The sequence below is a fragment of the Nonomuraea sp. NPDC048881 genome (assembly GCF_040649795.1).
Classification (GTDB): domain Bacteria; phylum Actinomycetota; class Actinomycetes; order Streptosporangiales; family Streptosporangiaceae; genus Nonomuraea.
In genome coordinates this window covers 37671-60771 of the sequence record NZ_JBEZGC010000022.1, presented here as the reverse complement: position 1 = coordinate 60771, position 23101 = coordinate 37671, and the positions used below count along the sequence as shown (strand labels likewise).

Annotated in this window: 20 protein-coding genes; 6 read left to right on the top strand and 14 right to left on the bottom strand. The window is 72.5% G+C overall.

The window, feature by feature from the left end; all coding sequences use genetic code 11:
* Positions 1–70 precede the first annotated feature (70 nt).
* Positions 71–853, top strand: coding sequence for a polysaccharide deacetylase family protein (locus AB0C33_RS44025; RefSeq protein WP_358299404.1), 783 nt, complete (start codon positions 71–73; stop codon positions 851–853).
* Here the strand turns inward: AB0C33_RS44025 and AB0C33_RS44020 are convergent.
* The 9 genes from AB0C33_RS44020 to AB0C33_RS43980 form a co-directional block, all read right to left on the bottom strand.
* A complete protein-coding gene (locus AB0C33_RS44020) occupies positions 778–3930 on the bottom strand; it encodes a hypothetical protein (RefSeq protein WP_358299401.1) in 3153 nt (1050 codons plus the stop codon). The two genes, AB0C33_RS44025 and AB0C33_RS44020, sit on opposite strands and share 76 nt — an antisense overlap.
* Positions 3930–4637: an RraA family protein gene (locus tag AB0C33_RS44015; RefSeq protein ID WP_358299398.1), complete on the bottom strand. Its 708-nt coding sequence runs from the start codon at positions 4635–4637 to the stop codon at positions 3930–3932. The genes AB0C33_RS44020 and AB0C33_RS44015 overlap by 1 nt, the downstream gene beginning before the upstream one ends.
* Positions 4638–4731: 94 nt before the next feature.
* The gene (locus AB0C33_RS44010) at positions 4732–7884 is read right to left on the bottom strand and encodes a sugar-binding protein (protein WP_358299395.1); all 3153 of its coding nucleotides are present in this window, start codon (positions 7882–7884) and stop codon (positions 4732–4734) included.
* Positions 7885–7907: 23 nt separating this feature from the next.
* Positions 7908–8753, bottom strand: coding sequence for an NAD(P)-dependent oxidoreductase (locus tag AB0C33_RS44005; protein WP_358299392.1), 846 nt, complete (start codon positions 8751–8753; stop codon positions 7908–7910).
* Positions 8753–9607 (bottom strand): carbohydrate ABC transporter permease, encoded by an 855-nt coding sequence (locus tag AB0C33_RS44000; RefSeq protein ID WP_358299389.1) that lies wholly within the window; start codon positions 9605–9607, stop codon positions 8753–8755. Before AB0C33_RS44000 ends, AB0C33_RS44005 begins: the two co-directional genes overlap by 1 nt.
* Positions 9604–10536, bottom strand: coding sequence for a sugar ABC transporter permease (locus AB0C33_RS43995; protein WP_358299386.1), 933 nt, complete (start codon positions 10534–10536; stop codon positions 9604–9606). The genes AB0C33_RS44000 and AB0C33_RS43995 overlap by 4 nt, the downstream gene beginning before the upstream one ends.
* Positions 10533–11891, bottom strand: a complete 1359-nt coding sequence (locus tag AB0C33_RS43990) for an extracellular solute-binding protein (RefSeq protein ID WP_358299383.1) — start codon at positions 11889–11891, stop codon at positions 10533–10535. The genes AB0C33_RS43995 and AB0C33_RS43990 overlap by 4 nt, the downstream gene beginning before the upstream one ends.
* 114 nt (positions 11892–12005) lie before the next feature.
* On the bottom strand, positions 12006–13256 hold the full coding sequence (locus tag AB0C33_RS43985; protein WP_358299380.1) for an enolase C-terminal domain-like protein: 1251 nt from the start codon (positions 13254–13256) through the stop codon (positions 12006–12008).
* Positions 13257–13271: 15 nt separating this feature from the next.
* Positions 13272–14876: a hypothetical protein gene (locus AB0C33_RS43980; RefSeq protein WP_358299377.1), complete on the bottom strand. Its 1605-nt coding sequence runs from the start codon at positions 14874–14876 to the stop codon at positions 13272–13274.
* Positions 14877–14965: 89 nt separating this feature from the next.
* Here AB0C33_RS43980 and AB0C33_RS43975 point away from each other — a divergent pair, with 89 nt between their 5' ends.
* The 3 genes from AB0C33_RS43975 to dgoD are packed head-to-tail and all read left to right on the top strand — an operon-like array spanning position 14966 to position 18328.
* On the top strand, positions 14966–16090 hold the full coding sequence (locus AB0C33_RS43975) for a GntR family transcriptional regulator (protein ID WP_358299374.1): 1125 nt from the start codon (positions 14966–14968) through the stop codon (positions 16088–16090).
* Positions 16091–16109: 19 nt separating this feature from the next.
* Positions 16110–17189: a Gfo/Idh/MocA family oxidoreductase gene (locus AB0C33_RS43970; protein ID WP_358299372.1), complete on the top strand. Its 1080-nt coding sequence runs from the start codon at positions 16110–16112 to the stop codon at positions 17187–17189.
* On the top strand, positions 17186–18328 hold the full coding sequence (gene dgoD, locus AB0C33_RS43965; RefSeq protein WP_358299370.1) for a galactonate dehydratase: 1143 nt from the start codon (positions 17186–17188) through the stop codon (positions 18326–18328). Before AB0C33_RS43970 ends, dgoD begins: the two co-directional genes overlap by 4 nt.
* 131 nt (positions 18329–18459) lie before the next feature.
* Here the strand turns inward: dgoD and AB0C33_RS43960 are convergent, their stop codons facing one another.
* Genes AB0C33_RS43960 through AB0C33_RS43950 form a run of 3 tightly spaced genes read right to left on the bottom strand, consistent with a single transcriptional unit; the run spans position 18460 to position 20950 of the window.
* Positions 18460–19026: a YciI family protein gene (locus AB0C33_RS43960; RefSeq protein ID WP_358299368.1), complete on the bottom strand. Its 567-nt coding sequence runs from the start codon at positions 19024–19026 to the stop codon at positions 18460–18462.
* 41 nt (positions 19027–19067) lie between these two features.
* Positions 19068–20240 carry a macrolide family glycosyltransferase gene (locus tag AB0C33_RS43955; RefSeq protein ID WP_358299366.1) on the bottom strand — a complete coding sequence of 391 codons (1173 nt, stop codon included), beginning with the start codon at positions 20238–20240 and terminating at the stop codon, positions 19068–19070.
* Positions 20241–20293: 53 nt separating this feature from the next.
* Positions 20294–20950 carry a CatB-related O-acetyltransferase gene (locus tag AB0C33_RS43950; RefSeq protein WP_358299363.1) on the bottom strand — a complete coding sequence of 219 codons (657 nt, stop codon included), beginning with the start codon at positions 20948–20950 and terminating at the stop codon, positions 20294–20296.
* Between the two features lie 91 nt (positions 20951–21041).
* On the opposite strand from AB0C33_RS43950, the gene AB0C33_RS43945 reads away from it, so the two are divergent.
* Positions 21042–21722 (top strand): TetR/AcrR family transcriptional regulator, encoded by a 681-nt coding sequence (locus AB0C33_RS43945; protein ID WP_358299360.1) that lies wholly within the window; start codon positions 21042–21044, stop codon positions 21720–21722.
* A gap of 32 nt (positions 21723–21754) precedes the next feature.
* Here the strand turns inward: AB0C33_RS43945 and AB0C33_RS43940 are convergent, their stop codons facing one another.
* Both AB0C33_RS43940 and AB0C33_RS43935 read right to left on the bottom strand, forming a co-directional pair.
* On the bottom strand, positions 21755–21910 hold the full coding sequence (locus AB0C33_RS43940) for a hypothetical protein (RefSeq protein WP_358299357.1): 156 nt from the start codon (positions 21908–21910) through the stop codon (positions 21755–21757).
* Between the two features lie 103 nt (positions 21911–22013).
* Positions 22014–22469, bottom strand: coding sequence for an SgcJ/EcaC family oxidoreductase (locus AB0C33_RS43935; RefSeq protein ID WP_358299354.1), 456 nt, complete (start codon positions 22467–22469; stop codon positions 22014–22016).
* Positions 22470–22646: 177 nt separating this feature from the next.
* On the opposite strand from AB0C33_RS43935, the gene AB0C33_RS43930 reads away from it, so the two are divergent.
* The gene (locus AB0C33_RS43930) at positions 22647–23072 is read left to right on the top strand and encodes a MerR family transcriptional regulator (protein ID WP_358299351.1); all 426 of its coding nucleotides are present in this window, start codon (positions 22647–22649) and stop codon (positions 23070–23072) included.
* Positions 23073–23101 lie beyond the last annotated feature (29 nt).

Below are 23101 nucleotides of genomic sequence, written 5' to 3'. Positions count from 1 at the left end.
CCGTCAACGGACGCGTACGAGTGACGTGTACGCCTTCAAGTTGACGCGTTAACACGTTATGATCACCGCCATGAGCGGCCTCCTGCTGATGACCTTCGACGACTTCTTCGTCCCCGAATGGAGCGCGGTGCGCGGCCTGTTCAGGGAGTACGGCGCGCGGGTGACGTTCTTCGTCAGCGAGCCGTACAGGATCGACGACGACGGCTGGAAACGGCTGCGCGAGCTGGCGGACGACGGGCACACCGTGGGGGCGCACGGCTACCGGCACCTGTGGGCGCCCGACCGGATCGCGGCCCTCGGCGGCGACGGCTACCTGGCCGAGGACGTCACCCCGTGCCTGGCGGCGCTGCGCGCGCACGGGTTCGAGGCCGCCTGCTTCGCCTATCCGGTGAGCCGCCGCGACGAACGATCGGACGCGGTGCTGGGCGGGGTGTTCCCCCGGTTGCGCGGCGGCGCCCGGCACCCGGCCGAGGGCGGCCTGGACACCGTGGACGAGATCTTCACCCCGGTCGCCGAGCTCGCCGGGCGCCGCGTGCTGATCGGGGCCGGGATCGACACGGGCAAGCTGTTCAAGCCCGCCGGGGTCGACGACGCCTCGGTGCGTTCGGCCCTGGTGCGCGCGGCCGGGCGGCAGGAGGCGGTGACGTTCTACGCGCACGCGGTCGCCGACTCGCACGAGTGCAACCACGTGTCACCGGCGCGGCTGGAGACGGTGCTGGCCCAGGCCGCCGAGCTGGGACTCGACGTCCTGGGCTTCGACGACCTGGACCGGTCCGCTCAGACGAGCTGGGCGGAGCGGAACAGCGCCGGGTTCTTCGGCGCGCTGCCGACGCCGCTCCCCCATTCGAGGTAGCCGTCGCGGGCGTCGCCGCCCGTTCCGCCGTCGGCGTCGTTGACGAGGAACGAGATCCCGATCACGCCGGTCGGCGGCTGGTCGTAGCCGAGCGACGCCCACGGCACGGCCAGCCGGTACGTGGTGGTCTTGGCCGTCTCGTCCCTGGTGATGGCGACGTCGGCGCCCGGGGGCGGCCCGGCCGGGCCGGTCCAGGTGTAGGCGGCGGGCCCCGACGGCAGCAGGGCCGCGCCGATCTCGACGCGGTCGCCGGTGAGCTCGCCCGGGAAGGCCGAGTACAGGCTGAACTGCACGGAGTCGACCTGCCAGGTCAGCGACGGGTCGGTGCGGGCGGCGTTGTGCACGTCGTCCTTGATGACCGCGTCCAGGATCAGCGCGTCCGGGCTGTGCGTGAACCGGATGGTCCCGGACAGGTCGTCGGGGCCGGTCCGCGTGCCGCCGCGCAGGCCCACCCAGCGGCCGAGGCCGTTCAGGTCGATCGGGTCCAGGGTGGTCGCCCCGGCCTTCTCGATCGGGCTGAAGCTGAGCGACCCGGTGTCGCTCGCGTTCCCGGCCGTGACCGCGTAGCTGTAGTTCACGTACGGCAGGGCGTCCGGCACCGGCACCTCCACCGAGGCCGAGCCCAGCGCGGGCACCTCGGCCGGATCGGCGACCACCCCGCGCCACGAGCCCACCTGCCAGCCGACGGAGCTCAGCTTGACCGGCGCGGACGGGCTGTTGTTGGTCACGGTGACCCGGAGCTTCCTCCCGTCGACGACCGGCCGCCCGTTGACCGTGTACGGCCTGACCACCTGGGTTCCCGAGCGCAGCCGGGCGATGGGGCCGCGGTCGGCGGCGGCCGTCGCGGTGACCGGCCTGCGGCCGGTCACCGGAGTGGCGGGCAGCTCCAGCGTGACCGACGTCTTCCTGCCCTTGCGGGTGACCAGGTCGGCCTTGACGCCGCCGGCGGCCACGGCCAGCCTGCCCGGCAGCTTCGCGCCGCCGGTGCGGTCGGCGGTGACGGTCACGGCCAGCTTCTCGCCGGTGACCGACTGCTCGGGGGCGCTGACCGACAGGGGCGAGGCGCCGGCCTCGACCGAGGAGACGGGGCCGGAGACGAAGACGGGGCTGCCGTCCAGGTCGAGCCGCACCTTGCCGGCCTGCGGTCTGAGCGTGCTGACCGCGCCGAACTGGTCGGTCAGCGTGACGTCGCCGAGCGCGGAGAGCGTGACCGAGCGGGGCTGGACGGCCCACAGCAGCCGGGTGCCGCCGCTGATCGGGTAGGAGTGGACGTCGGCGTCGCCGGTGTCCTGGCGGGCGCCGAGCGTACGGCCAGCGAGCTTGCGGATCAGCACGGCCTGCGAGATCGCGGCCGGCTTGGGCGAGGGGGCGGCGACGCCGGAGACCGGGCGGCGGAACAGGCCGAAGCGGTGCTCGCGCTCGCCGGCGTTGTCGCCGTCGTCGATGAGGTCGTACCAGAAGTACTTGTCCGCGCCCGCGCTCCTGGCCAGCGTCTGCGCCCTGATCAGATAGTCGGCCTGCTGGGCCTCGGTGGAGCCGGCGGTGTGGGTGGGCCAGCCGTTCTCGCTGATCCAGATCGGCATGTCCTTCCTGGCCTTGACCTTCGCCACGAGCTGCGGGAACTCGGTCGTCATCACGGTCCGCTCGGGCGGCGTGCCGGCCCCGGCGTCGGCGTAGCCGTAGAAGTTGACGCTCAGCGTGTCGAGGTAGTCCAGGCCGCCGAGGGCGAGGAACTGGTCGTGCCAGGCGAGCTGGGTGCCGGCCGAGGTCGGGCCGACCACGTTGGCCGCGGGCACCGCCTGGTGGATGGCCGGGTAGAGGGCCTTGACGACGTCGAGGTAGCACTGGGGGGTGATGCCGCAGGCGCCGTCGTTGAAGCCGGTGGAGTTGTACTCGTTGTAGACCGAGACGTCCTTGGTGAAGGAGGCGTAATTGGCCGCCACGGCCGCGCCGAAGCGGGCGAACGCGGCCAGGCCGGCGGGGGTGCTGGGCGTCTTGCCGCCGTCGTACAGCGGGTTGCGGTAGCCGAGGATGGGCATCGTGGTGATGCCGTTCTCATGCGCCTTGCGCAGGCCGGTGTCGAGGGCGCCGGTGAAGTCGTAAGCGCCCGCCTGCTTCTCGATGCCCGACCAGTTGGCGTCGGAGCGCACCTCGGTCCATCCGATCTGCGCGGCCGTCCTGAGCAGCTGTTCCTCGATGCCCGGCTGCCAGCCGTAGTGGATGGCGGCGGCGAAGTACGGATCCCTCGTGGCGAACGGGGTGACGACCCCGAACGAGGTGGAGCGGGTGGTGAGCCCGGTCGAGACGGTCAGCCGGTAGTAACCCGGGCCGAGATCGGAGATGTCGATCTTCGTGGTGCCGCCGGCCACCGCCCGCGTGCCCGACCGCAGCGGGACCCCGTTCGGGTCGCCGATCGTCCACTCCACCTGGTCGGCCGCCGCGGCGACGTCGATCGTGTTCGTCCCCTGGGTGAAGACCAGCGACGGGTTGGTGATCGTGAGCTGCGACGGGTCGGTGAAGTGCACCTCGACCCGGCTGAAGCACACGGCGGGCATCGAGGCGGCGTCGGCCTTGACGTTGAGCCGGAAGTCGGCGCCGTTGGCCCGGTTCTTGAAGTTGATGTCGCTGAGCCCGATGACCGAGCTCTTCCACGTGCCGGTGCCGGTCAGCGCCACGTTGGCGCTGCCGGTGAAGGCGCCGGCCTTGCCGTCGTAGTGCACGTCGAGGCCGACCGGTCCGGCGTCGAAGTAGCGGACCACCACCCACGCGCGGGTCGCCCCGGCCGGGATCGCGGCGTCGGCCACGTCCACGTAGACGTAGCGGTTGTACGGCGTGCCGGACATCTGCCAGCACGACTCGCCGCCGCGCTCGCCGACGGCGTGGGCCGGGTCCTTGTCGCCGTCGCCCGGCCACGCCTTGACGACGCCGGTGTAGACGGGGTCGGCGCCGAGCACGGCCGTGGCCGCCGCCGCGGCGCTCGCGCTCTGCGCGGGCAGGGCCGTCAGCAGGGCCGTCAGCAGCCCGGCCGCCAGGGTGGCCGCGCAGGCGGCGGCCACCCTCCTTGAGGTGATCTTCATCAGCGGGATTCTCCTTGCCGTCCGTAGCGCTCTGCGGCCGCGCGGGCGAAGTCCTCGCCCGCCGCGCCGAGGTCGGCGATCACCTGCTCGTGGGAGCGGCCCGCCGCCTGCGCGGCGGGGATGACGGTGCCGCACTCGTTGGCGTCCATGAAGGCCGCCGCTTCCAGCAGCCCGTCCTCGTCCTCGGCCGGGATCGCCAGGAACCCGTGCTGGTCGGCGTGCACGAGCTGCCCCGGCTCGACGACCTGCCCGAACACCTCGACCGGCACGCCCCAGCGCACCGGGCGGACATGGGCGTGCCCGACGCACAGCCGCCTGGCGAGGGCTTTGAACCCGGCGCCGGTCATCTCGTCCAGGTCACGGATCGCGCCGTCGGTGATGGTGCCGACGCAGCCCAGCGCGCGGTGCGCGCCGCTGTTGACCTCGCCCCAGAACGAGCCGACGGTCCTGGGCTTGTCGAGGTCCTGGACGACGACGATCTTCGGCCCGTCGACCGAGGCCACGTAGCGCCGGTAGTCGTCCCACACGTCAGCGGGGTGCTCCGGGTTGCCCGGCTCGATGACGACGGTGACCGCCCGGCCGACCATGGGGCCCATCTGGGGCATGAAGTCGCGCGATTCCTCCTGGTGGAAGGCGATGTCGCGCTGGGTGATCTGTTCCCAGCCGTTGTAGACGGTGGGGGTGTTCCAGCGTTTCAGCCGATGCATGCCACTCCTAGGTGACGCTCGTGATCGGGCCCCGCGCGAAGACCGGTGCGGGTCCCGGCGGGCAGGGTGAGGTGCGGGGCAAGGGGGGTTTCGTCTACTGCCCGATGAAGCGGGCGGGGCGGAAGAGGGCGGGGTTCTTCGTCCCGGCGATGCCGGAACCCCATTCGATCCAGCCCTCGCGGCCGGTCCCGTCGTTGTCGTTGGCGACGACGGACAGGCTGAACAGGCCGTCCTGCGGGGTGAGGGGGGCGAGTGCCGCCCAGGGCAGCGACAACTCGTAGACGGTCTCCTCGGCCGTCTCGTCCCGGGTGACGGCGACCTTGGCCTCGGGTTCCGGTCCGTCGCCGAGCCAGCGGTGGAACTGCGGGCCCTGGGCGGTCAGCGCGAGGCCGAGCTCGGACCAGGTGCGCGTCTCGCCGGGCAGTCCGGCGGCGACGGCGAACTGCAGGGAGTCGCCCTGCCAGATGTCGGCTCCGGTGCTGGTCTGGGTGTGGACGTCGTCGTGGATCCTGGCGCTGAGGTAGAAGCGGTCGGCGTCCCAGGTGACGTGGAGGGTGCCGCTGAGGTCGTCCGACCCGCCGTACGAGGGGATCTTGACGGTGCCGTCGGCGAGGTCGACGGCCGGGCGGCCGGTCAGGTCGTCGGGCACGCCGTCGACGGTGATCGTGGCGCGGCCGGCCCGGTTGAGCGCGCCGTCGGCGACGCGGGCCACCCGGCCGGTGACGCCGACGCCCGCGACGGCGTCCAGCCGCAGCTCGTACGGCCCGGCGGGCAGGTCGGCCAGCGGAAGGCGCTCGGTGCGCGAGCCGCCCGCGGGCACGGTCCCGGCGATCGGCAGCGTGCCGGTGCGAGCGCCGAAGGTCCAGCCCATGTCGCCGGGGGCGAGTTCCCTGGCCGACAGGTTGCGCACGGTGATCGCCAGGTCGTCCGGCAGCACGTGCCTGGCGCTGATCACGAACGGCGGCGTCACCTCGACCCGCGAGCCGAGCCTGGCGACCGGCCTCCCGTGGATCTTCAGGCGGCCGACCAGGTCGAGCGGGCCGGTGCGGGTCACTGCGGGCAGCGACACCGGGATCTCGGCCCTGCGCCCGCCGCGCACCGACACCGGCACCTCGACGTCGCCGACGGCGAAGCTGCCTCGTACGGCGGGGCCGCGCGTGGCGTCCACGGCCAGCTTCAGCTCGATCCCCTCGCCGACCACGCCGCCGCCGCCGGTGACCGTGTAGCGGGCGGCGTCCTCCAGCACGGCGTCACCGCGCACGTAGATCGGGTCGCCGGACAGCGAGAGCGTGACGCGGCCGCCGAGCGGGCGCAGCACCTCGCTCGCGCCGGCCAGGTCGGTGACGGTGAGCGGGGCGTCGGTGCGCAGCGAGACGGTCGCGGGCCGGGCCGACCACAGGACGCGCAGGTCGCGGCCGTCCTTGCGGAAGAGCTGGCGGCCCTCGGCCTCCTGCCTGACATGGGCGGCCCCGGTGAGCTGCCTGGTCATGGCGGCGTAGGCGACGTAGCCGGGTTTGGGCGTCCACCGGCCGGAGGCGTCGGCGGTGTTGCGCACCAGGCCGAAGTTGTCCTCGTTGAGCGCCGGGTCGGTGCCGTCGTTCATGAAGTCGTACCAGAAGAACCGCTGCACGCCCTTGGCCAGCGCCGTCACGTGGGCGCGGACCACGTAGGCGGCCTGGACGGCCTCGGTGACGCCGCGCGCGTCGGTGTGGGTGGGCCAGCCCTGCTCGGTGATCCAGATGGGCTTGGACCGGCCGTTGTTGTACTTCCTGACCAGCGCGTCGAGGTCGTCGATGCTCTTGGCGGCCGACTCGGGGGTGCCCGGATAGACGTAGGGGTGGATGGAGACGGCGTCGAGGTACTTTAGGGCGCCGAGCTTGAACAGCTCCTCCAGCCAGGCGAGCGGCACGCCGGCGGAGGCCGGGCCGACGACCGTGACCTGCGGGTGGTCGGCCTTGACCTTTTCGTAGGTGGCCTTCAGCAGCGGGAAGTAGTAGTCGGCGCGCGAGTCGGCCGGGCCGTTGCCGCGGTCGCCGAAGCCGATGTTGAACTCGTTGTAGACCTCGATCCACGGCAGGTCGTACCTGCCGATCAACGCCGAGGCGTACGCGGCGTAGGCGGCGCGGCCCGCGTCGGTGTACGGCGTGGCGTTCCCGTCGTGGTGGGGGTTGGTGTACGCGGCGATCGCCAGCCAGCGCATGTCCTTGGCGTCGAGCGTGGCGTGCAGCGGGTCGTAGCGCCCGTACTCGTAGACGCCCTCGGTCTTCTCGATCGACTCCCAGAACGCGTCGTCGCGCACGGTGCGCACCCCGGCCTTGACGGCCAGTTCCAGCAGGTCGCCGCCGGGAGCGCCCCAGTCTGCCCGGGTGAAGTGCCCGGCCACGCCGAACGGGGAGTCGCCCGTCGCGGTGAAGGGCGTGAGCACGGCGAACGCGGTCTCCTTGGTGGCGATCGCCGTCCCGGCCGCGGTCGCGGTCACGCTGAGCCGGTAGTGCCCCGGCCTGGCGACCGGTACGGCCAGCGTCCCGGGAGTTCCGCCGCCCGCGGCCACCTGGACGCCGGACAGGTCGCGTACGGTCCAGGTCAGCGCGTCGCCCCGGCTCGTCACGTCGAACGAGGGCTGGGCGGGCTGCACGAACACGTTGCCCACGGCCCGCTGCCCCAGGGCGAGGTCGGGGGCGGGCGCGGTGATCGTGACCCCGTCGAGCCTGAGCTGCCCGGTGCGCTCGACGAGGAACGCCACCCGCTTGGCCGGCCCGTGCCAGACGCCGTCGCCGGCCCCGCCGAAGTGCTGGTAGGACTGCCCGGCGGTGAAGGAGGTGACGGTGAGCCGCTGCCAGCCGCCGCCCGCGGCCAGCGGCAGCCGCTGCTGGTGGGTCTGCCCGGTGCTGTCCACCAGCCGGAGCGTCACCGTGGGCAGCGCGGGCGAGCGCGCCCAGAGCGACAGCGCCTTGAGGTCGGCGGCCGTGGCGTACCCGGCCTCGACGTACTTGCCGCCGGCGGTGAGGTCGGCGGTCAGCAGGGCCGAGCGCGCTCCGGTCCTCGCGTCGGCCGCGTCGCTGGTGAGGGCGCCCTTGGCGCCGGGGAACTCCGGGCCGAGCCCCAGGGCCCAGCCCTGCGTGCCGTACTCGAAGTCGCCCACGACCTGGTCGACGTCGGTGGCCGCGAGGGACGGCACGGCCAGGAACGGGACGATCAGCAGGGAGGTGATGACGGTACGTAACCAGAGATGGATGCGGGATCTCATGGGGGGTGGATCCTCTCCGTTCGTCAGAACCGGTACAGGTGCTCCGCCTCGAAGCCGAGGACTCGGCGGGCCTTGGTCACGTCGATCGGCACGGCCCGGCCGGGCAGGGCCGCGCGCAGCGGGGAACGGGGCAGGAAGTGATGGACGAGTTCCTCGGTGGGCAGCGGGACGATGGTGTCGGGGGCGGCCACGAACAGCACGTGGGAGCCGTCGATCGGCCGGGTGACGCCGAGCCAGCAGGCGGTGGCCGCGTCCCGGGAGTCCAGGTAGGCCCACAGGTCGGCGACTCCCCTGGCCGGCTCGGCGGCGAACTCGGCGGCCCGCTCGGGCAGCCGGTCCTCGGGGCCGCCGACGAACGGGAAGCGCAGCGCCACCACCGTCATGCCGTGCAGCCGGTGGATCATGCGCGCGGTGGACTCGTCGGCCTCCTTCGACAGCGCGTACGGGTCGGCGGCCAGCAGCGGGTGCGCCTCGTCGACGGGCAGGTAGGCCGGTTCCAGGCGGTGCGGGGAGAACGGCATGCCGAGCACGCTGAGGCTGCTGGCGATGACCGCCCGGCGCACCCCGGCCCGGCCCGCCTCGTCGAGCACCGCGAACGTGGCGCCGGTGTTGTTGAGGTAGACCTCCTGCGGGGGGTTGTCGTTGGGGCTGGGGATGGCCGCCAGGTGGACCACGGCGTCGACGCCGTCCAGCGCCCGCCGTACGACCTCGGGGTCGCCCGCGTCGCCCACGACGACGCGGTCGGCCTTGAGGTCGCCCGGATCCTCCAGGACCAGCGCGGTCACCGGCACGTCCTCGGCCGCGCAGCGCGCGAGGACGGCCCGGCCGATCAGCCCGGCGGCGCCGGTGACGAGCACTCTGCTGAGCATCAACCCTTGACCCCCGTGAACCCCACGCCGCGCACGATGTACTTCTGGAAGACGATGAAGACGAGCACGGGCGGCATCAACGCCATGAACATGCCGGCGATGACCATGTTCTCCTCGGCGAACTCCGCCAGCCTGGGCAGCGCCACCGAGATCGGGTGCAGCTCGCCGTCGGAGATGGCCACCATGGGCCACAGGAAGTCCTTCCAGGCACCCATGATCGTCAGCAGGGACGTCACGGCCAGGACGGGCTTCGACATGGGCAGCACGATGTACCAGAACATCCGCCACGGGCCGGCGCCGTCGACCTGGGCCGCGCCGAACAGCTCGCGCGGGATCCCGTCGAAGAAACGTTTCATCAGCAGGACGGTGAAGGCGTGCGCGGCGTGCGGCAGCCACACCGCCCACGTGGTGTCGGCGATGCCCACGTCGAGCACCGTCAGATAGAGCGCGACGAGCGACACGCTGCCCGGCAGGAACAGCGTCGCCAGGATCGCGCCGTAGACGTACTTGCCGTAGCGCGGCCGAAGCACCGACAGCGCGTACGCGCCCATGACCGACACGACGATCTGCGCCAGCCACGACCCTCCGGCCAGGACGACCGTGTTGAGCATGAAGTGGCCGATGCGCAGCCTGCTCCAGGCCTCGGCGAGCAGCGACCAGTCGGGGGCGGCCGGGTAGAGGCGCAGCGGGTCGGTGAGCAGTTCCCGCGTCGGGGAGATCGCCCCCTTGACCGTCCACAGGATCGGGCCGAGCCCGGCGACGAGCACGCCGAGGAAGACGGCGAACTGGGTCGAGCCGAGCACCGCGCGTACGCCGCGCTTCTTGCGGTCGGAATCGGAGATGAGTCCGCTCATGTCGTGCTCCAAGCCTTCGTCATGCGCAGGTACACCGCCGACAGCAGGCCGAGCACGACCGCCAGCAGCACCGACAGAGCGCCGGCCATGCCGTAGTCGCCGTAGACGAAGGCGTACCGGTAGATGAGCAGCAGGACGGTCACCGTCGCGTCCTCGGGGCCGCCGTCGGTCATGACGAACGGCTCGGTGAAGACCTGGAAGGTGCCGATGACCTGCAGCAGCAGCATGAGCAGCAGCACGCCGCGCAACTGGGGCAGCGTGATGTGCCACACGCGCCGCCGGATCGACGCGCCGTCGCTCTCGGCCGCCTCGTACAGCTCCCTGGGGACGCTGGTCAGCGCCGCGATGTAGATCAGCACGGTGCCGCCCGCGCCCGCCCAGGTGGCCTCCAGCACCAGCGAGGGCATCGCCCACTGCGTGTCCTGCAGCCACGGGAACGGGCCCAGGCCGACGAGCCCGAGCAGGCCGTTGAGCAGGCCGTAGTCGCTGTTGTAGAAGAACTTCCACATCATGATCGCCACGACCGGCGGCACCGCCACCGGCAGGTAGACCAGCACGCGGAACAGGCCGCCGCCCTTGCGCAGCTCCGACATGACCACCGCGAGGAAGACCGGCACGGGGAAGCCGAGGATCAGGGCGAGGACGGTGAACCAGAGCGTGTTCAGCGCGGCCTTGCCGAGCAGCGGATCGGCGAACAGGTTGGCGAAGTTCTGCCAGCCGACCCAGCTCGCCGCCTCGACCAGGTTGGTGCGCTGGAAGGCGAGCATGGCGCTCTGCAGGATCGGCCACCAGGAGAACACCGCGAACACGAGCACCAGCGGCGCGAGGAACAACACCGAGGCCACCGCGTAGGGGTGCCGGGCCCGGCGCCGCCGGGGCGGGCGCGGCGTGGTGACCGCCGCGTCCGCCTGCTCGGCCAGCGCCGTCACTGCTGCGACCTGTCCAGGATCGGCTTCACCTTCTCGACGGCCTTGGTGATCTCTGCCGCCGGGTCGGCGTCCTGGCGGGTCAGCACCGCCTGGACGACCGTGTCGAGCGCGGCGTAGAGCTCCTGGCCGGCGACGGGCGGCTCGGAGATGAACTCCTGCGCCTTCACGCCCTCGTTGTAGGTGGCGAAGTGCTCCCAGTCGACGTTGGAGACGGCCTTCTCCGCGGCCATCACCGGGTCGGAGACCGCGGGGGCGAAGAACGGCAGCTGCGGCACGGCGGCCACGAGACCGTCGGCCTTCTTCTTCTCGGCCCGCTCGGTGGCCAGGGCCGGGTCGTACTTGGGCCGCAGGTAGACGGCGTCGATCCACTTGACCGCCGCCCGGCGCTGCTCGGGCGTGGCCTTCGGGCTGACGACGGCGACCGTGCCGCCCAGCAGCGTGCCCTTGCCCGACCCGGACGGCAGCGTGGTCTGGCCGTACACCTCGGGCTTGCCGTTGAACTTGGCGACGTAACTGCCGTAGAGGTTGGGCGCGCCCATCATCATCGCGACCTTGCCGGCGGCGAAGTCACGCAGCAGGTCGTCCTGGTTGCGCAGGTGCTGGGTGCCCATCGAGCGGTCGTCCCAGCGCATCGCCTTGAGCAGGGCGAGGGCCTGCCTGGTGGGGGCGTCGTCGAAGGCGGGGACGACCTTGCCGCCCTCCTCCCTCTCCATCCGGCCGCCGTAGGAGTAGGTCATGGTCGTGAGCATCCAGCCGCCGGTGTTGGCGGTGGCGTGCATGCCGAAGCCGGGCACCCCGGTCCTGTCGCTGATCGTCTTGGCGGCGGCCCGCACCTCGTCCCAGGTGGTGGGGGGCTTGTCGGGATCGAGCCCGGCCTTGGTGAACAGTTCACGGTTGTAGACGAGGCCGGCGGCGTACGCCTCGGTGGGCAGGCCGTAGATCTTGCCGTCCGGGGTGCTGCTCGGGGCCAGGATGCGCTTGTCGAAGTCGGACTTGGCGAGCAGCTTCAGGTCCGCGGTGAGGTCGGCGACCTGGCCGCGCCTGATCATGGCCTGCGGGTCGGTCAGCGGGACGCGGAAGACCGTCTCCAGCTGGCCCGCGGCCAGGCGCGCCGCGAACGTCTTGACGTCGTACTGCGTCTCGGTCGGCTTGACCTTGATGGTCGGGTTGGCCTTCTCGAACTCGGCGACCTGGGCCAGGAAGTTCTTCTGGCTCTCCGGCTGGGTGCTGGGCGGCATGCCGGAGACGGTGATCTCGGTCTTGCCGCCGGACGTGCCGTCCTGCCCGCCGCCGCACGCCGCGACCGCGGCCAGGAGCAGCAGACCCGCGGCTCCTCTAGCCATGTACGTGTTCATCGGGACTCCAAGTTCATGCCGGGGGGCGAGTCGAGTCGAACGCTATATATGACGCGTTAACGTGTAAAGCACGGGATGGTAACGCGCACGAAATGCCACGAGTTAACGCGTCAACTAGGGTGGCTCTATGCCGCCGTCGGGGCGGCGGACCCGCGCGGCCCACCGCTCGTGCAGGTGCGTGACCGGCGGGTACGCGGCGGCCAGCTTCTCGTCCAGCTCGATGCCCCAGCCGGGCAGGTCCGCGGGACGCAGGTGACCTCGGACGGGATTGAGCGTGCCGGGGAACACCTCGCACACGCTGTCGGGGTAGACGTGGCCCTCCTGGATGCCGAACGCGGGCGTGGTGACGTCCAGCGCCAGGTTCGCCGCCACGCCGACGGGCGAGACGTCGCCCGGGGAGTGCCAGGCCGTGCGCACCCCGGTCAGCTCGCAGAGCGCGGCCAGCTTGCGCGCCGGGGTCAGCCCGCCGATGGCCGAGACGTGGCAGCGCAGCAGGTCGACGCCGCCGCCCAGGATCAGCCTGGCCGCGTCGGGCACCGAGACGAGCAGCTCGCCGACCGCGATGGGCGCGGGCGAGGCCGCCCGCACCTCGGGCAGCCGGTCGTAGTGCTCGGGCGCGACCACGTCCTCCAGGAAGAACAGCCGGTACGGCTCCAGCGACCTGGCCAGCAGGATCGCCTCCTTCGGGGTGAGCCGGCTGTGCACGTCGTGCAGCAGCTCGACGTCCTCGCCCAGGACCTCGCGGGCCCGGTCGAACAGGGCGGGGGTGGTGCGCAGGTAGTGCCTGACGTCCCAGCCGTCGGGATGCGGCGCGTCCGGGTAGGCGTTCGCCCTGCCGGGCGCGCCGTAGCCGCCCAGCCCCGGTTGCCCGGTCTGCAGCCTGACGTGGCGATATCCGGCGGCCATGAGCCGCTGGGCGTGCTCCAGCGTGCCCTCGACGGCGGCGCCCTCGGCGTGCAGGTAGACGGGCGCCGCCGCGCGCACCCGGCCGCCGAGCAGCTCGTACACGGGCATGCCGGCGCGCTTGCCCGCGATGTCCCACAGCGCCATGTCGACGCCGGACAGCGCGTTGTTCAGCACCGGTCCGCCGCGCCAGTAGGACGACAGGTGGATCATGCGGGTGATGTCCTCGATGTCGGCCGGATGGCGGCCGATCAGCATCGGGCCCACGTGCTCGTCCACGGTCGCGGCGACGGCGTGGAAGCGCTGGGTGAAGGTGGCGCAGCCGAGGCCGTGCAGGCCGTCGTCGGAGGTGTCGATCCTGACCACGACCAGCGGGATGCCCTCGGGCGCCGTGACGACGGCACGCACGCGCGTGATCGTCAGCCCGTCCCTGGACGGCCAGGGGGCCTGCGTTTCCTGCATGCGGGGACGCGCCTTTCAGAAGCGGGTGGGACGGGCGGGCACGGCGACCTCCAGGCCGCCCCACGACCAGCGGACCTCCTCCTCCCCCACGGCGCTGAGCAGCGCCTGCGCGGTGGGTTCCGCGCCTTCCGCGAGCAGTTCCACGGCGAACCCGGCGCGCAGGACCGCGTGGTGGAAGTCGACCGGCCGGCGCGGCCCGCTGTAGAGCACCGCCTCGACGGCGACCTCGTCCTCGGCGGTCGTCAGGGCCCAGGTGGCGGGCTCGCCGAGGAAGGCGGCCGCGCCCGTGTGCACGACCGCCCGGCGCCTTCCGGCGGCGAGCTCGAAGACGCCGTCGCCCAGCTCGCGGCCCCGCACGCCCCGGCCGCGCAGCGTGACGCGCAGCCGCAGGTCGCCCATGTCGAAGACGCTGCCTTCTGGCTTGTCGAGGTTCGGGTGGAAGTCGCCGGAGTCGTAGGTGAGCCACCATCCGGCCAGCGCCCTGGGTCCGTCCTGTGCCTGACGGCACCACGCGGCGGTCAGGTCGTGGCCGTTGTGCATGATCCGGGCGCGCAGCACCACGGCCGGGTCCTCGGGCGTGCGCCAGTAGCCGAGCAGCGGCCTGCGCTGCACCCAGGCGAACTCCTCGTTGACCGTGCCCAGCGTGGCGTCCTCGCCGAGCCAGGTGGTGCCGGTGGTCTGGCCGTCGAAGACGGTCCTGACCTGCACCTCGGGCTCGGGCAGCCGGGCGAAGCGCCCGGCCAGACGCGGCGGGCAGGGCAGCGTGGGCACCAAGCGCGGGGTGTCGTCACGGATCCCGACGCCGGGGCGCGGCTCGATCGGCGCTCCCGTCTGGGCGGCGAGATAACACGTCAACTCCTCGCTGAGCCAGTCGGTGTACGCGCGGGCGTGCGGCCCGGCGAGCTGCCCGGTGCCCGGGTGGAAGCGCTCGGCGAGCGCCGCCCAGACGCGTTCCCGCATGACCTCGATCTGCTCCAGGAACCCCTGGTCGCGGACCACCACGTGGGCGCGTTCGCAGATCTCCAGCAGGAACGGGCTGTAGGCGGGCGAGTTGTACTCGGCGAAGGCGTCGCGTTCCAGCATCGCGGTGAGCTTGCGCCTGCCGTAGGCGAGGAACTCGGGCGTGCCGAGCAGCTCGCCGGCGCTCGCGCAGGTGACGGAGCCGAGCAGGGCGATGTTGGTGTAGCGCGGGCCGACGTTGCGCCGGAAGATGGACAGGGCCGCGTGGCGCAGCGCCTCGGCGATCCGGCCGTCGAGGACGTCCCCGTGCGCGGCCAGCACCTGGGCCAGCCGTACGCCGATGAAGTCGGCCCAGTTCCAGTCGGCGGGCGCCATGGCCTGGGGCGGCTCCTCCATGAAGTAGCCCCAGATGCCGTAGTGGTCGTCGAGCGGGTCGCGCTCCTGCAGGCCGACGATCGCGCCGAGCACGTCCTTGGCCCGGTCGAGGCGGCCTGCCTGCAACAACGCGATCGCGTAGTCGGTGGAGGCGCGGGTGTCGTGCACGCGGGTGCCGGCCGGGATCGTCGTGTGGTATCCGTTGCTGCGTGACAGCTGCCACGGCAGCCGGTGTTCGGGGTCGTAGCGCTCGTCCTGAACCTTCAGGAACTCCTCGGGTGTCACCGCTGGGTGTCCTTTCGCCGAATGCGGCCCGACGTTAGTCTTAGCGTGTTAACGTGTCAACGATCACGAATGGGACGGATGGGGGCAGGATGAACGAATCGTCCGACAGCCAGGAGCCGCTCTACCAGCAGGTCAAGCGGGATCTGGTCGCGGCGATCTCGCGCGGTGAGTACGTGCAGGACGAGCCGTTCATCAGCCAGCGCGAGGTCTGCGAACGGTTCGGAGTGAGCACCACCACCGCGGTGCGCGCGCTCAACGAGCTGGTCACCGAGGGCTACCTGGTACGCCGGCGCGGGCGCGGCACGTTCGTGGCCGACCGGCCCGTCCCGGCCGAGTCGACGCGGGAGCGTTCCATCGCCTACATCATGCACGGGCACGGGCCGCACAACTCCGACGTGATCGACGGCATCGAGTCGGTCTGCGCCGAACTCGGCTACCGGATGTTCCTGTCCAACACCAAGGGCTCACCGGCCGCCCAGGAGAAGGCGCTGCGTCAGGCGCTCGACACCCAGGCCAGCGGCGTCGCGCTGTACTCGGTCGACGCCCACCACGACTCCCCCGCCCTGGCCGAGCTGAGACGGCGGCGTGTCCCGCTGGTCATGGTCGACCGCTACCACCCCGAGTCCCCGACCGACGCGGTGCTCTTCGACAACTTCGCCATCGGCTACCGGCTCACCGAGTACCTCATCGGGCAGGGGCACCGGCGCATCACCGCGCTGTGGGACGCCACCGAGTGCACCTCCGTGCAGGAGCGCCTCACCGGGCACGTGCAGTCGCTGCGCGAGCACGGGCTGCCGGTCTCGCCGGAGCTGACCGCGCTCAAGACCTACCTGCGGCTGCCGGAGGACCGGCGGCGGGAGATGCTGGCCGGGCTGCTCGACCGGCGCGAGCCGCCGACGGTGCTGCTGTGCGCCAACGGGTTCGTGCTGGCGCACGCGGCCTCCGACCTCACCGCGATGGGCGTCGAGGTGCCCGGCCAGGTCGAACTGGCCGGCATGGACGACGCGGGGCCGTTCGACCTGCTGCCGCTGACGGTCGCCGCCGCCCGCCTGCCGTCGCGGGAGATGGGCGAGCGGGCGATGCGGCTGCTGGCCGAGCGCATCGACCATCCCGAGACGGCGTCGGAGGTCGAGCACGTGGTGCTGCCGATCGAGATCCGCACCCGCGAGTCGGCTTCCGCCTATCTGCGCGTGGTCTCCGCCCAAACCGCCTGAACCTCCCGAGGTACCCCCCATGCCTTCCCCTCTTCGCGTCGTCCTGGTGGGCGGCGGTCAGATCGCCGACTCCACCCACATGCCGGCTTTTCGCGAAATGTCGGCCGATATCGAGGTTGTCGCGGTCGTCGACGCCACCGTCGAGGCGGCCAGGTCGTTCGCCGACCGGTGGGCCGTGCCGTACGCCTCGGACGACCTCACCGCGACGCTGCGGGACCTGCGCCCCGACCTCGTCGACATCGCCAGCCCGCCCGCGCTCCACCGCGACCAGGTGGTCGCCGCGCTGCGCGCGGGCGCGTGGGCGTGGTGCGAGAAGCCGCCGTGCCTGTCGCTGGCGGAGTACGACGAGATCACCACGGCCGAGCGGGCCGGCGGCCCGTACGCCGCGGTCATCTACCAGCAGCGTTTCGGCTCGGCCGCGCAGCACGCCCGCGCGCTGATCTCCGGCGGCGCACTCGGCCGGCCGTACGTCGCGCACTGCCAGACCACCTGGTTCCGCGACCCCGGCTACTACGCGGTCCCGTGGCGCGGCCGGTGGGAGACCGAGGGCGGCGGCCCCGCCATGGGCCTCGGCATCCACCAGATCGACCTCATGCTCGAACTGCTCGGCGACTGGAGCGAGGTGCGCGGCATGGCCGCCAGGCTCGCCCGCGACGTGCGGACCGACGACGTGACGACGGCGCTGGTCCGCTTCGACTCCGGCGCGCTGGCCACGGTCGTCAGCACGTCGCTGGCGCCGCGCCAGGTCAGCCACCTGCGCGTCGATCTGGCCGCCGCCACCCTGGAGCTCACCCACCTGTACGGCTACGCCAACGAGAACTGGACTATCACCCCCGCCCCCGGCGTGACCGGTCTCGACTGGCCGCCGCCCGACGATGTGCCCAGCTCCCACCTGGCCCAGCTCCGGGGCCTGATCGCCGACCTGCGGGCCGGACGGCGGCCACGCGGCAGCGGCCAGGACGGCCGCAGGGCGCTGGAGCTGATCACGGCGATGTACAAGTCGGCGCTCACCGGGCAGCCGGTGCGTTCCGGCGAGATCGGTCCGGGCGACCCGTTCCACCGGAACCTGCACGGCGACAACCCCGAGGTGTTCCAGTGAAGATCATCGGCTTCGAGCTCTTCATCGTCACCCCGCGCTGGATGTTCCTGCGCGTCGACACCGACGAGGGTGTCAGCGGCTGGGGCGAGCCCATCGTCGAGGGCCGCGCCGAGACGGTCGCCGCCTGCGTGAACACGCTGATGGAGGCGCTGGCCGGCGCCGACCCCGGCCGCATCGAGGACCACTGGCAGGTGATGTCGAAGGGCGGCTTCTACCGGGGCGGCCCGATGCTGTCCAGCGCGGTCGCCGGGATCGACCAGGCGTTGTGGGACATCAAGGGCAAGGCTCTCGGCGTGCCGGTCTACGACCTGCTCGGCGGCCCGGTGCGCGATCAGGCCAAGGTCTACACGTGGGCGCACGGCGACACGGACGCGGAACTGGCCGAGAACGCCGTGGCCCGGGTGGAGGCGGGCTTCGACACGCTGAAGTTCGCCGCCTGGGAGGGCCGGCTGCCGCCGATCCCGTCACCGGCCCTCACCAGCCGGATCGTGGCCCGCTTCGCGGCGGTGCGCGATGCGGTGGGCGACGGCGTCGACCTGGCCGTCGACCTGCACGGCCGCTTCACGTCGGCGGCCGCGCGCAAGGTGCTGCCGCTGCTTGAGCCGCTGTCCCCCTTGTTCGCCGAAGAGCCGGTGCTCCCGGAGTTCTCCCGCGACCTGCGACGCGTGGTGGAGTCCACCTCGATTCCCATCGCGACCGGCGAGCGCCTGTTCTCCCGCTGGGACTTCCGCGACGTGCTCCCGACGGGCGTGGCGGTGATCCAGCCGGACCTGTCGCACGCCGGGGGCATCTCCGAGGTCCGCCGGATCGCCGCGATGGCGGAGACCTGGGACGTCACCCTCGCTCCCCACTGCCCCCTCGGCCCGATCGCTCTGGCCGCCTGTCTGCAGATCGACTTCGCGACCCCGAACTTCCTCATCCAGGAGCAGTCGCTGGGCATCGGCTACCACGACGGCAGCGAACTCCTCGACTACCTGGTGGACCGTTCGGTCTTCACCTTCGCCGACGGCCACCTCGACCGCCCGACGGCCTCCGGCCTGGGCATCGAGGTCGACGAGAAGGCGGTGCGCCAGGCGTCGTCGCACGCTTGGCGCAACCCGGTCTGGCGGCACCGGGACGGCTCGTTCGCCGAGTGGTAGCCGTCCATGGAGCGCGCGGCCGATCGCACGGCCGCCCGAGGGCAATCGTCACGCCGATCATCGTCATGGGCGCCAGCTGGGGTTCCCCGGCCTCGCCCTGCCCGCCCTGACCGTCGCGTGGCCGCAGGTCGTCATCGACGGCCGCCGAACTCCCAGTCGTGCACCTCGATCCCGGCGTAGCGGTCGGCGGTGAGGACCGCGCGGGCCGCGTCCGCGTCCGGCGCGCGGACCAGCAGCGCGGTGCCGACCCAGGTGGCGCCGTCGTCGGACAGCAGCGGCCCGTACGCGATCAGCTCGTCGCCGTCGGCCGGCGGGACGAGGTCGGCGGGCTGCCCGGAGCCGAGGCCCAGCACCAGGTACCGGTTGCCGCCCCGCCGGCCGCCGGGGAACTCCCACATGGTGCGCCCCAGCACGTTGCGCCAGCGGCGGAGCAGCACGTCGCGGTAGACCCCGGCCTGGTAGTTGGGCTCGTCGAAGGCGAACGCCCGCGCGGCGGCGGGGTCGGGCAGGTCGACGATGTGCACGCTGCCGGTGGCCGCGTCGGTGTCGCGGTCGAAGGTCGGGCCGCGGGCGACCAGCTCCGCTTCGTACCGGTCCATGTAGGACCAGTGCGCCTCCCCCAACTCCCCGCGCAGGGGGCCCGATCCGGGACGGTCACGGTGGTAGCAGAAGAACTCCATGCCGAGAGTACCTACCACGGGATCTTCACCCGGTCACCATCGCCGCCCGGCCCGGCGGCTCAGCCGAGCATCTGCTCGACGAGGTCGGCGGCGCGGGTGGTGCCGCCCTCGGCCCGCGCCTCGGCCTGCAGGCGCGTCAGGCGGCGGGCCACCTCGGGGTCGCCGGTCAGCTCGGCCAGCGCGGCGCGCAGGGCCTCGGCGGTGGCGTCGGCGGTGTCGATGCGGCGGGCCACGCCCAGCTCCACGAGCCGGTCGGCGTTGGCGAACTGCTCGGCGCCCTGCGGGACGGCGATCATCGGCACGCCCGCCAGCAGCCCTTCGCAGCAGCCGCCCATGCCCGCGTGGGTGACGAACGCGTCGGCCTGGTCGAGGATCGCCCGCTGCGGCACCCACGGGTGCACCTCGACGTTGGACGGGATCTCACCCAGCTCCCCCACGTCGGTGTACTTGCCGATCTGCAGCACGACGTGCCAGCCGGGCAGGTCGCCGAAGGCCGCCAGGCACCGGCGGTAGAACTCCGGCTGACGGGTGTAGGCCGACCCCAGGGAGATCAGCAGCACGTTCGCGGCGTCGCCCGGACGGGTCCAGCCGCCCTGCCCGCGCAGCTCGTGGCAGGGGCCGACGAAGGTCACGGTGGCGGTGTCGACCTGGTCGGCGTGCGGCTGCATGGCCCGCGGGATCAGGGCCAGCGCGCGGGGCGGATGGCCGGAGAAGGCGTCGACGTCGGTGGTGGTGGCGCCGGACCCGGCGAGCCAGCCGGCGAACCTGGCCCGGTAGGCGTCGGCCCCCGGCAGCCGCCACAGCTGCGCCGCCACCTCCTCCTGATAGCCCTTCCAGGCCACGAACGTCGGCGACAGCTGCAACAGGGGTCGGCCCTGCGCCTCGGCCAGCGCCCGCGCGGCGTAGGCGCCGATGTCGTACAGGTAGAGGTCGGCGGGGTCGTCGTCGTAGGCGGCGCGCAGCTGCGGGAGCGCCTGGACGGCGTCGTCCAGGAAGAGGCTCATCGCCGCGATGGGGTCGTCGGGCCAGTCGTTGTCGGCGACCGGCAGCGTCGAGGTGCACGGGACCAGCTCGGCGCCGGTGCCCGTGACCAGGTCGGCGACCGCCGGGTCGTTGGCGTACGTCACCCGGTGGCCGCGGGCCACCAGCTCGCGGACGATCTCCAGGCTGGGCAGGACGTGGCTGACGGCGGGGATGCCGACCATGGCGATGTGGGCGCGGCGGCGAGACATGGGCGAATCACTCATTTCGGGTTCTGCGCGGCGGGACGGGTGCTGGACGACGGTCAGGCGCGACGCGCATCCGGCGCGGCGGCCTCCAGGTCGGCGACGCTGCCCGACATGATCGTGCGCACGTGCTCGGTGATGTGCTCGGCGGGCCAGTCCCACCAGGCCACCGCGAGCAGGCGGGCGACGTCGTCGGCCGGGTAGCGGGTGCGGATGAGGCGGGCCGGGTTGCCGCCGACGATCCCGTAGTCGGGCACGTCGGAGGTGACCACGGACCCGGCGCCGATGATCGCGCCGTGCCCGATGCGCACGCCGGGCAGCACCGTCGCGCCGTGGCCGAACCAGACGTCGTTGCCGACGACGGTGTCACCGCGGCTGGGCAGACCGGTGAGCAGGTCGAAGTGGTCGGACCACGAGCCGCCCATGGTGGGGAAGGGGAAGGTCGAGGGGCCGTCCATGCGGTGGTTGGCGCCGTTCATGATGAACCGCACGCCGGTGCCCAGGGCGCAGAACCGGCCGATGACCAGCTTCTCCGGGCCGTAGTGGTAGAGCACGTTGCGGGTCTCGAACGCGGTCGGGTCGTCGGGGTCGTCGTAGTAGGAGAACTCCCCCACCTCGATCAGCGGGGACTTGACCAGCGGCCGCAGCAGCACCACCCGTGGCTGGGCGGGCATCGGGTGCAGGACGGTGGGGTCGGCGGGGACGCGGGCGTTCATGGATCTCTTCTTTCCGCCGCTGCTAATGCGACAATTTGTACATTAAGATGGTGGCATGCCGACGTCCGCCTCGCAAACGGGAAAGGGAACGATGACGTCCGAGAGCCCGTCGTCCGAGAGCCCGTCGTCCGAGAGCCCGTCGTCCGAGAGCCCGTCGTCCGAGAGCCCGTCGTCCGGGCCGCGCCGCCGTCCGGGTGGCCGTACCGGTCGCATCCGCGCGCAGGTTCTCGACGCGGTCCGCGCCGAGCTCGCGGAACGCGGCTTCGACGGGCTGACCCTCGACGCCGTCGCGGCCCGCGCGGGCGTGCACCGCGCGACGGTCTACCGACGCTGGCGGGACGTCGGCGGCCTGCTCACCGACGTCCTGGAGGCGACCGGCGACGACGACTGGCAGCCCCGGGACACCGGCTCCCTGCTGGGCGACCTGGCGGCGCTCAACCACGAGAACCAGGCGGCCATCACCGCACAGCCGTCGATCGCCGCGGCCCTGATCGCCGCCTCGTTCCGCTCGGAGGAGGCCGCTCGCGGCGTGCGGCGGCTCTGGGAGGACCGGTACACCCGCTGCGAGGTCATCGTCAGGCGGGCGGTCGCGCGGGGCGAGCTGCCGGCCGGCACCGACGCGCGGCGGCTGCTCGTCGCCGCCACCGCGCCGCTCTACCACCACCTGGTGCTCCTCCGCACTCCCCCCGACCCGGATCTGCCGGAGCAGGCGGCGCGGACGGCCGTGCTCGCCGCCGCGGCCGGCGCCTTCACTGCTCCGCCGGGGCGGTGAGGTCCGCCGGGGCGGTGAGGCCGGGGTCGCGGTCAGGAGGAGACGGCGACGGGCAGGCGGTAGGTCCGCGAGTCGTCGAGGTGGCCGACGAGGAGGGCGGCCAGGTCGGCGCGTGACGTACGGGCGCCCAGGCGTTCGGTCGCGCCGATCGAGACGCGGGGGCGGCCGGTGCCGGGCCGGTCGGTCACGTCTGCGGCGCGGCGGACGAGCCGCGGGTGGTCGAGGTCGAGGCCGCCGGGGCGGCGGGCGATCTTCCGTGGCGAGAGGTGGGGCGAAGGGGTGGTCGAGGGGTCAGACGTGGGCGGCGGGCTTGCTGGCGGGCTGGAACGTGAAGGAGATGGCCTCCATGAGGGCCTGGTGCTTGGTGTTCTGGAAGGCGGCGATCTTCCAGTCGCCGTCCGCCTGCCGGACCATCGTGTAGGTCTGGATCTTGTGCAGCTTGCCGGGCTTGCCCTTGTAGGTGTCGCCGCGGGTGATGACGAGGGCGGTGTCGGGGCCGGCGAGACGGATGCCGACGGTCTCACTGGCCAGCCTGGTGCCCTTGACGAAGCTGTCGAACAGCGCCTGGTGGGCGTCACCGATCTCGCGGGCGCCGGTGTAGAGGGTGCCGACGTAGGTGATGTAGGTGGCGTCCTCGGTGAACAGGTCGCCGTACGCGCCGCCGTCGGCCCGGTTCCAGGCGTCCGCGAGACGGTCGAGCACGGAGGTGACGGCGGCGGCGTCGGCGGCGGCGAGGGTGTTGCTCATGGTCGTTGCCCTTCCCCAGGTAACTTCGCGGAGGCATTTGCTTCTCCGAAGATTTATCTTCTCTGAAGAAGAGATTAGGAGAAGGGTCGGCCAGTGTCAACACGGGGCGCCGCCAATCGCCGCGCCGCCTGCCGGGGCATGATCCAGGACGGCGGGCTCACGTATGCTTGCGGTCCCATGAGTGAGCAGTTGACGATCGGCGAGCTGGCCGAACGCACCGGGGTCGCCACCTCCGCGCTGCGCTACTGGGAGGAGCTCGGGCTGATCCCGGAGCCCGAGCGCGTCTCGGGGCAGCGGCGGTATCCGCCGTCGGCGGCCGAGCTGGTCGCGGTGATCCTGCTGCTGCGCGAGGTCGGCCTTACGCTGCGCGAGATCAGGACCTTCATCGCGGCCCGGTCCCAGCCGGGCGACGGGTGGCGGGAGCTGTACGGGCGCAAACTCGCCGAGCTGGACGAGCGCATCGCCCGCGCCCAGGTGGCGCGCACCGCCATCGCGCACGGCATGGCCTGCCCGCACGAGAACGTCTTCGAGTGCCCCGCCTTCACCGGGGCGGTCAGGGCGCGGCTGGCGGGGGCGTCGCTGGAAGAGGCGCACCAGCACTGAACGGCGGCCCTGCGGGCGCGGACGCCGTG

Excerpts from the sequence above, each read along its gene's own strand:
- AB0C33_RS44025 (WP_358299404.1), top strand. The coding sequence starts at position 71 with ATGAGCGGCCTCCTGCTGATGACCTTCGACGACTTCTTCGTCCCCGAA.
- AB0C33_RS44020 (WP_358299401.1), bottom strand. The coding sequence starts at position 3,930 with ATGAAGATCACCTCAAGGAGGGTGGCCGCCGCCTGCGCGGCCACCCTG.
- AB0C33_RS44015 (WP_358299398.1), bottom strand. The coding sequence starts at position 4,637 with ATGCATCGGCTGAAACGCTGGAACACCCCCACCGTCTACAACGGCTGG.
- AB0C33_RS44010 (WP_358299395.1), bottom strand. The coding sequence starts at position 7,884 with ATGAGATCCCGCATCCATCTCTGGTTACGTACCGTCATCACCTCCCTG.
- AB0C33_RS44005 (WP_358299392.1), bottom strand. The coding sequence starts at position 8,753 with ATGCTCAGCAGAGTGCTCGTCACCGGCGCCGCCGGGCTGATCGGCCGG.
- AB0C33_RS44000 (WP_358299389.1), bottom strand. The coding sequence starts at position 9,607 with ATGAGCGGACTCATCTCCGATTCCGACCGCAAGAAGCGCGGCGTACGC.
- AB0C33_RS43990 (WP_358299383.1), bottom strand. The coding sequence starts at position 11,891 with ATGAACACGTACATGGCTAGAGGAGCCGCGGGTCTGCTGCTCCTGGCC.
- AB0C33_RS43985 (WP_358299380.1), bottom strand. The coding sequence starts at position 13,256 with ATGCAGGAAACGCAGGCCCCCTGGCCGTCCAGGGACGGGCTGACGATC.
- AB0C33_RS43975 (WP_358299374.1), top strand. The coding sequence starts at position 14,966 with ATGAACGAATCGTCCGACAGCCAGGAGCCGCTCTACCAGCAGGTCAAG.
- AB0C33_RS43970 (WP_358299372.1), top strand. The coding sequence starts at position 16,110 with ATGCCTTCCCCTCTTCGCGTCGTCCTGGTGGGCGGCGGTCAGATCGCC.
- AB0C33_RS43955 (WP_358299366.1), bottom strand. The coding sequence starts at position 20,240 with ATGTCTCGCCGCCGCGCCCACATCGCCATGGTCGGCATCCCCGCCGTC.
- AB0C33_RS43950 (WP_358299363.1), bottom strand. The coding sequence starts at position 20,950 with ATGAACGCCCGCGTCCCCGCCGACCCCACCGTCCTGCACCCGATGCCC.
- AB0C33_RS43945 (WP_358299360.1), top strand. The coding sequence starts at position 21,042 with ATGACGTCCGAGAGCCCGTCGTCCGAGAGCCCGTCGTCCGAGAGCCCG.
- AB0C33_RS43935 (WP_358299354.1), bottom strand. The coding sequence starts at position 22,469 with ATGAGCAACACCCTCGCCGCCGCCGACGCCGCCGCCGTCACCTCCGTG.
- AB0C33_RS43930 (WP_358299351.1), top strand. The coding sequence starts at position 22,647 with ATGAGTGAGCAGTTGACGATCGGCGAGCTGGCCGAACGCACCGGGGTC.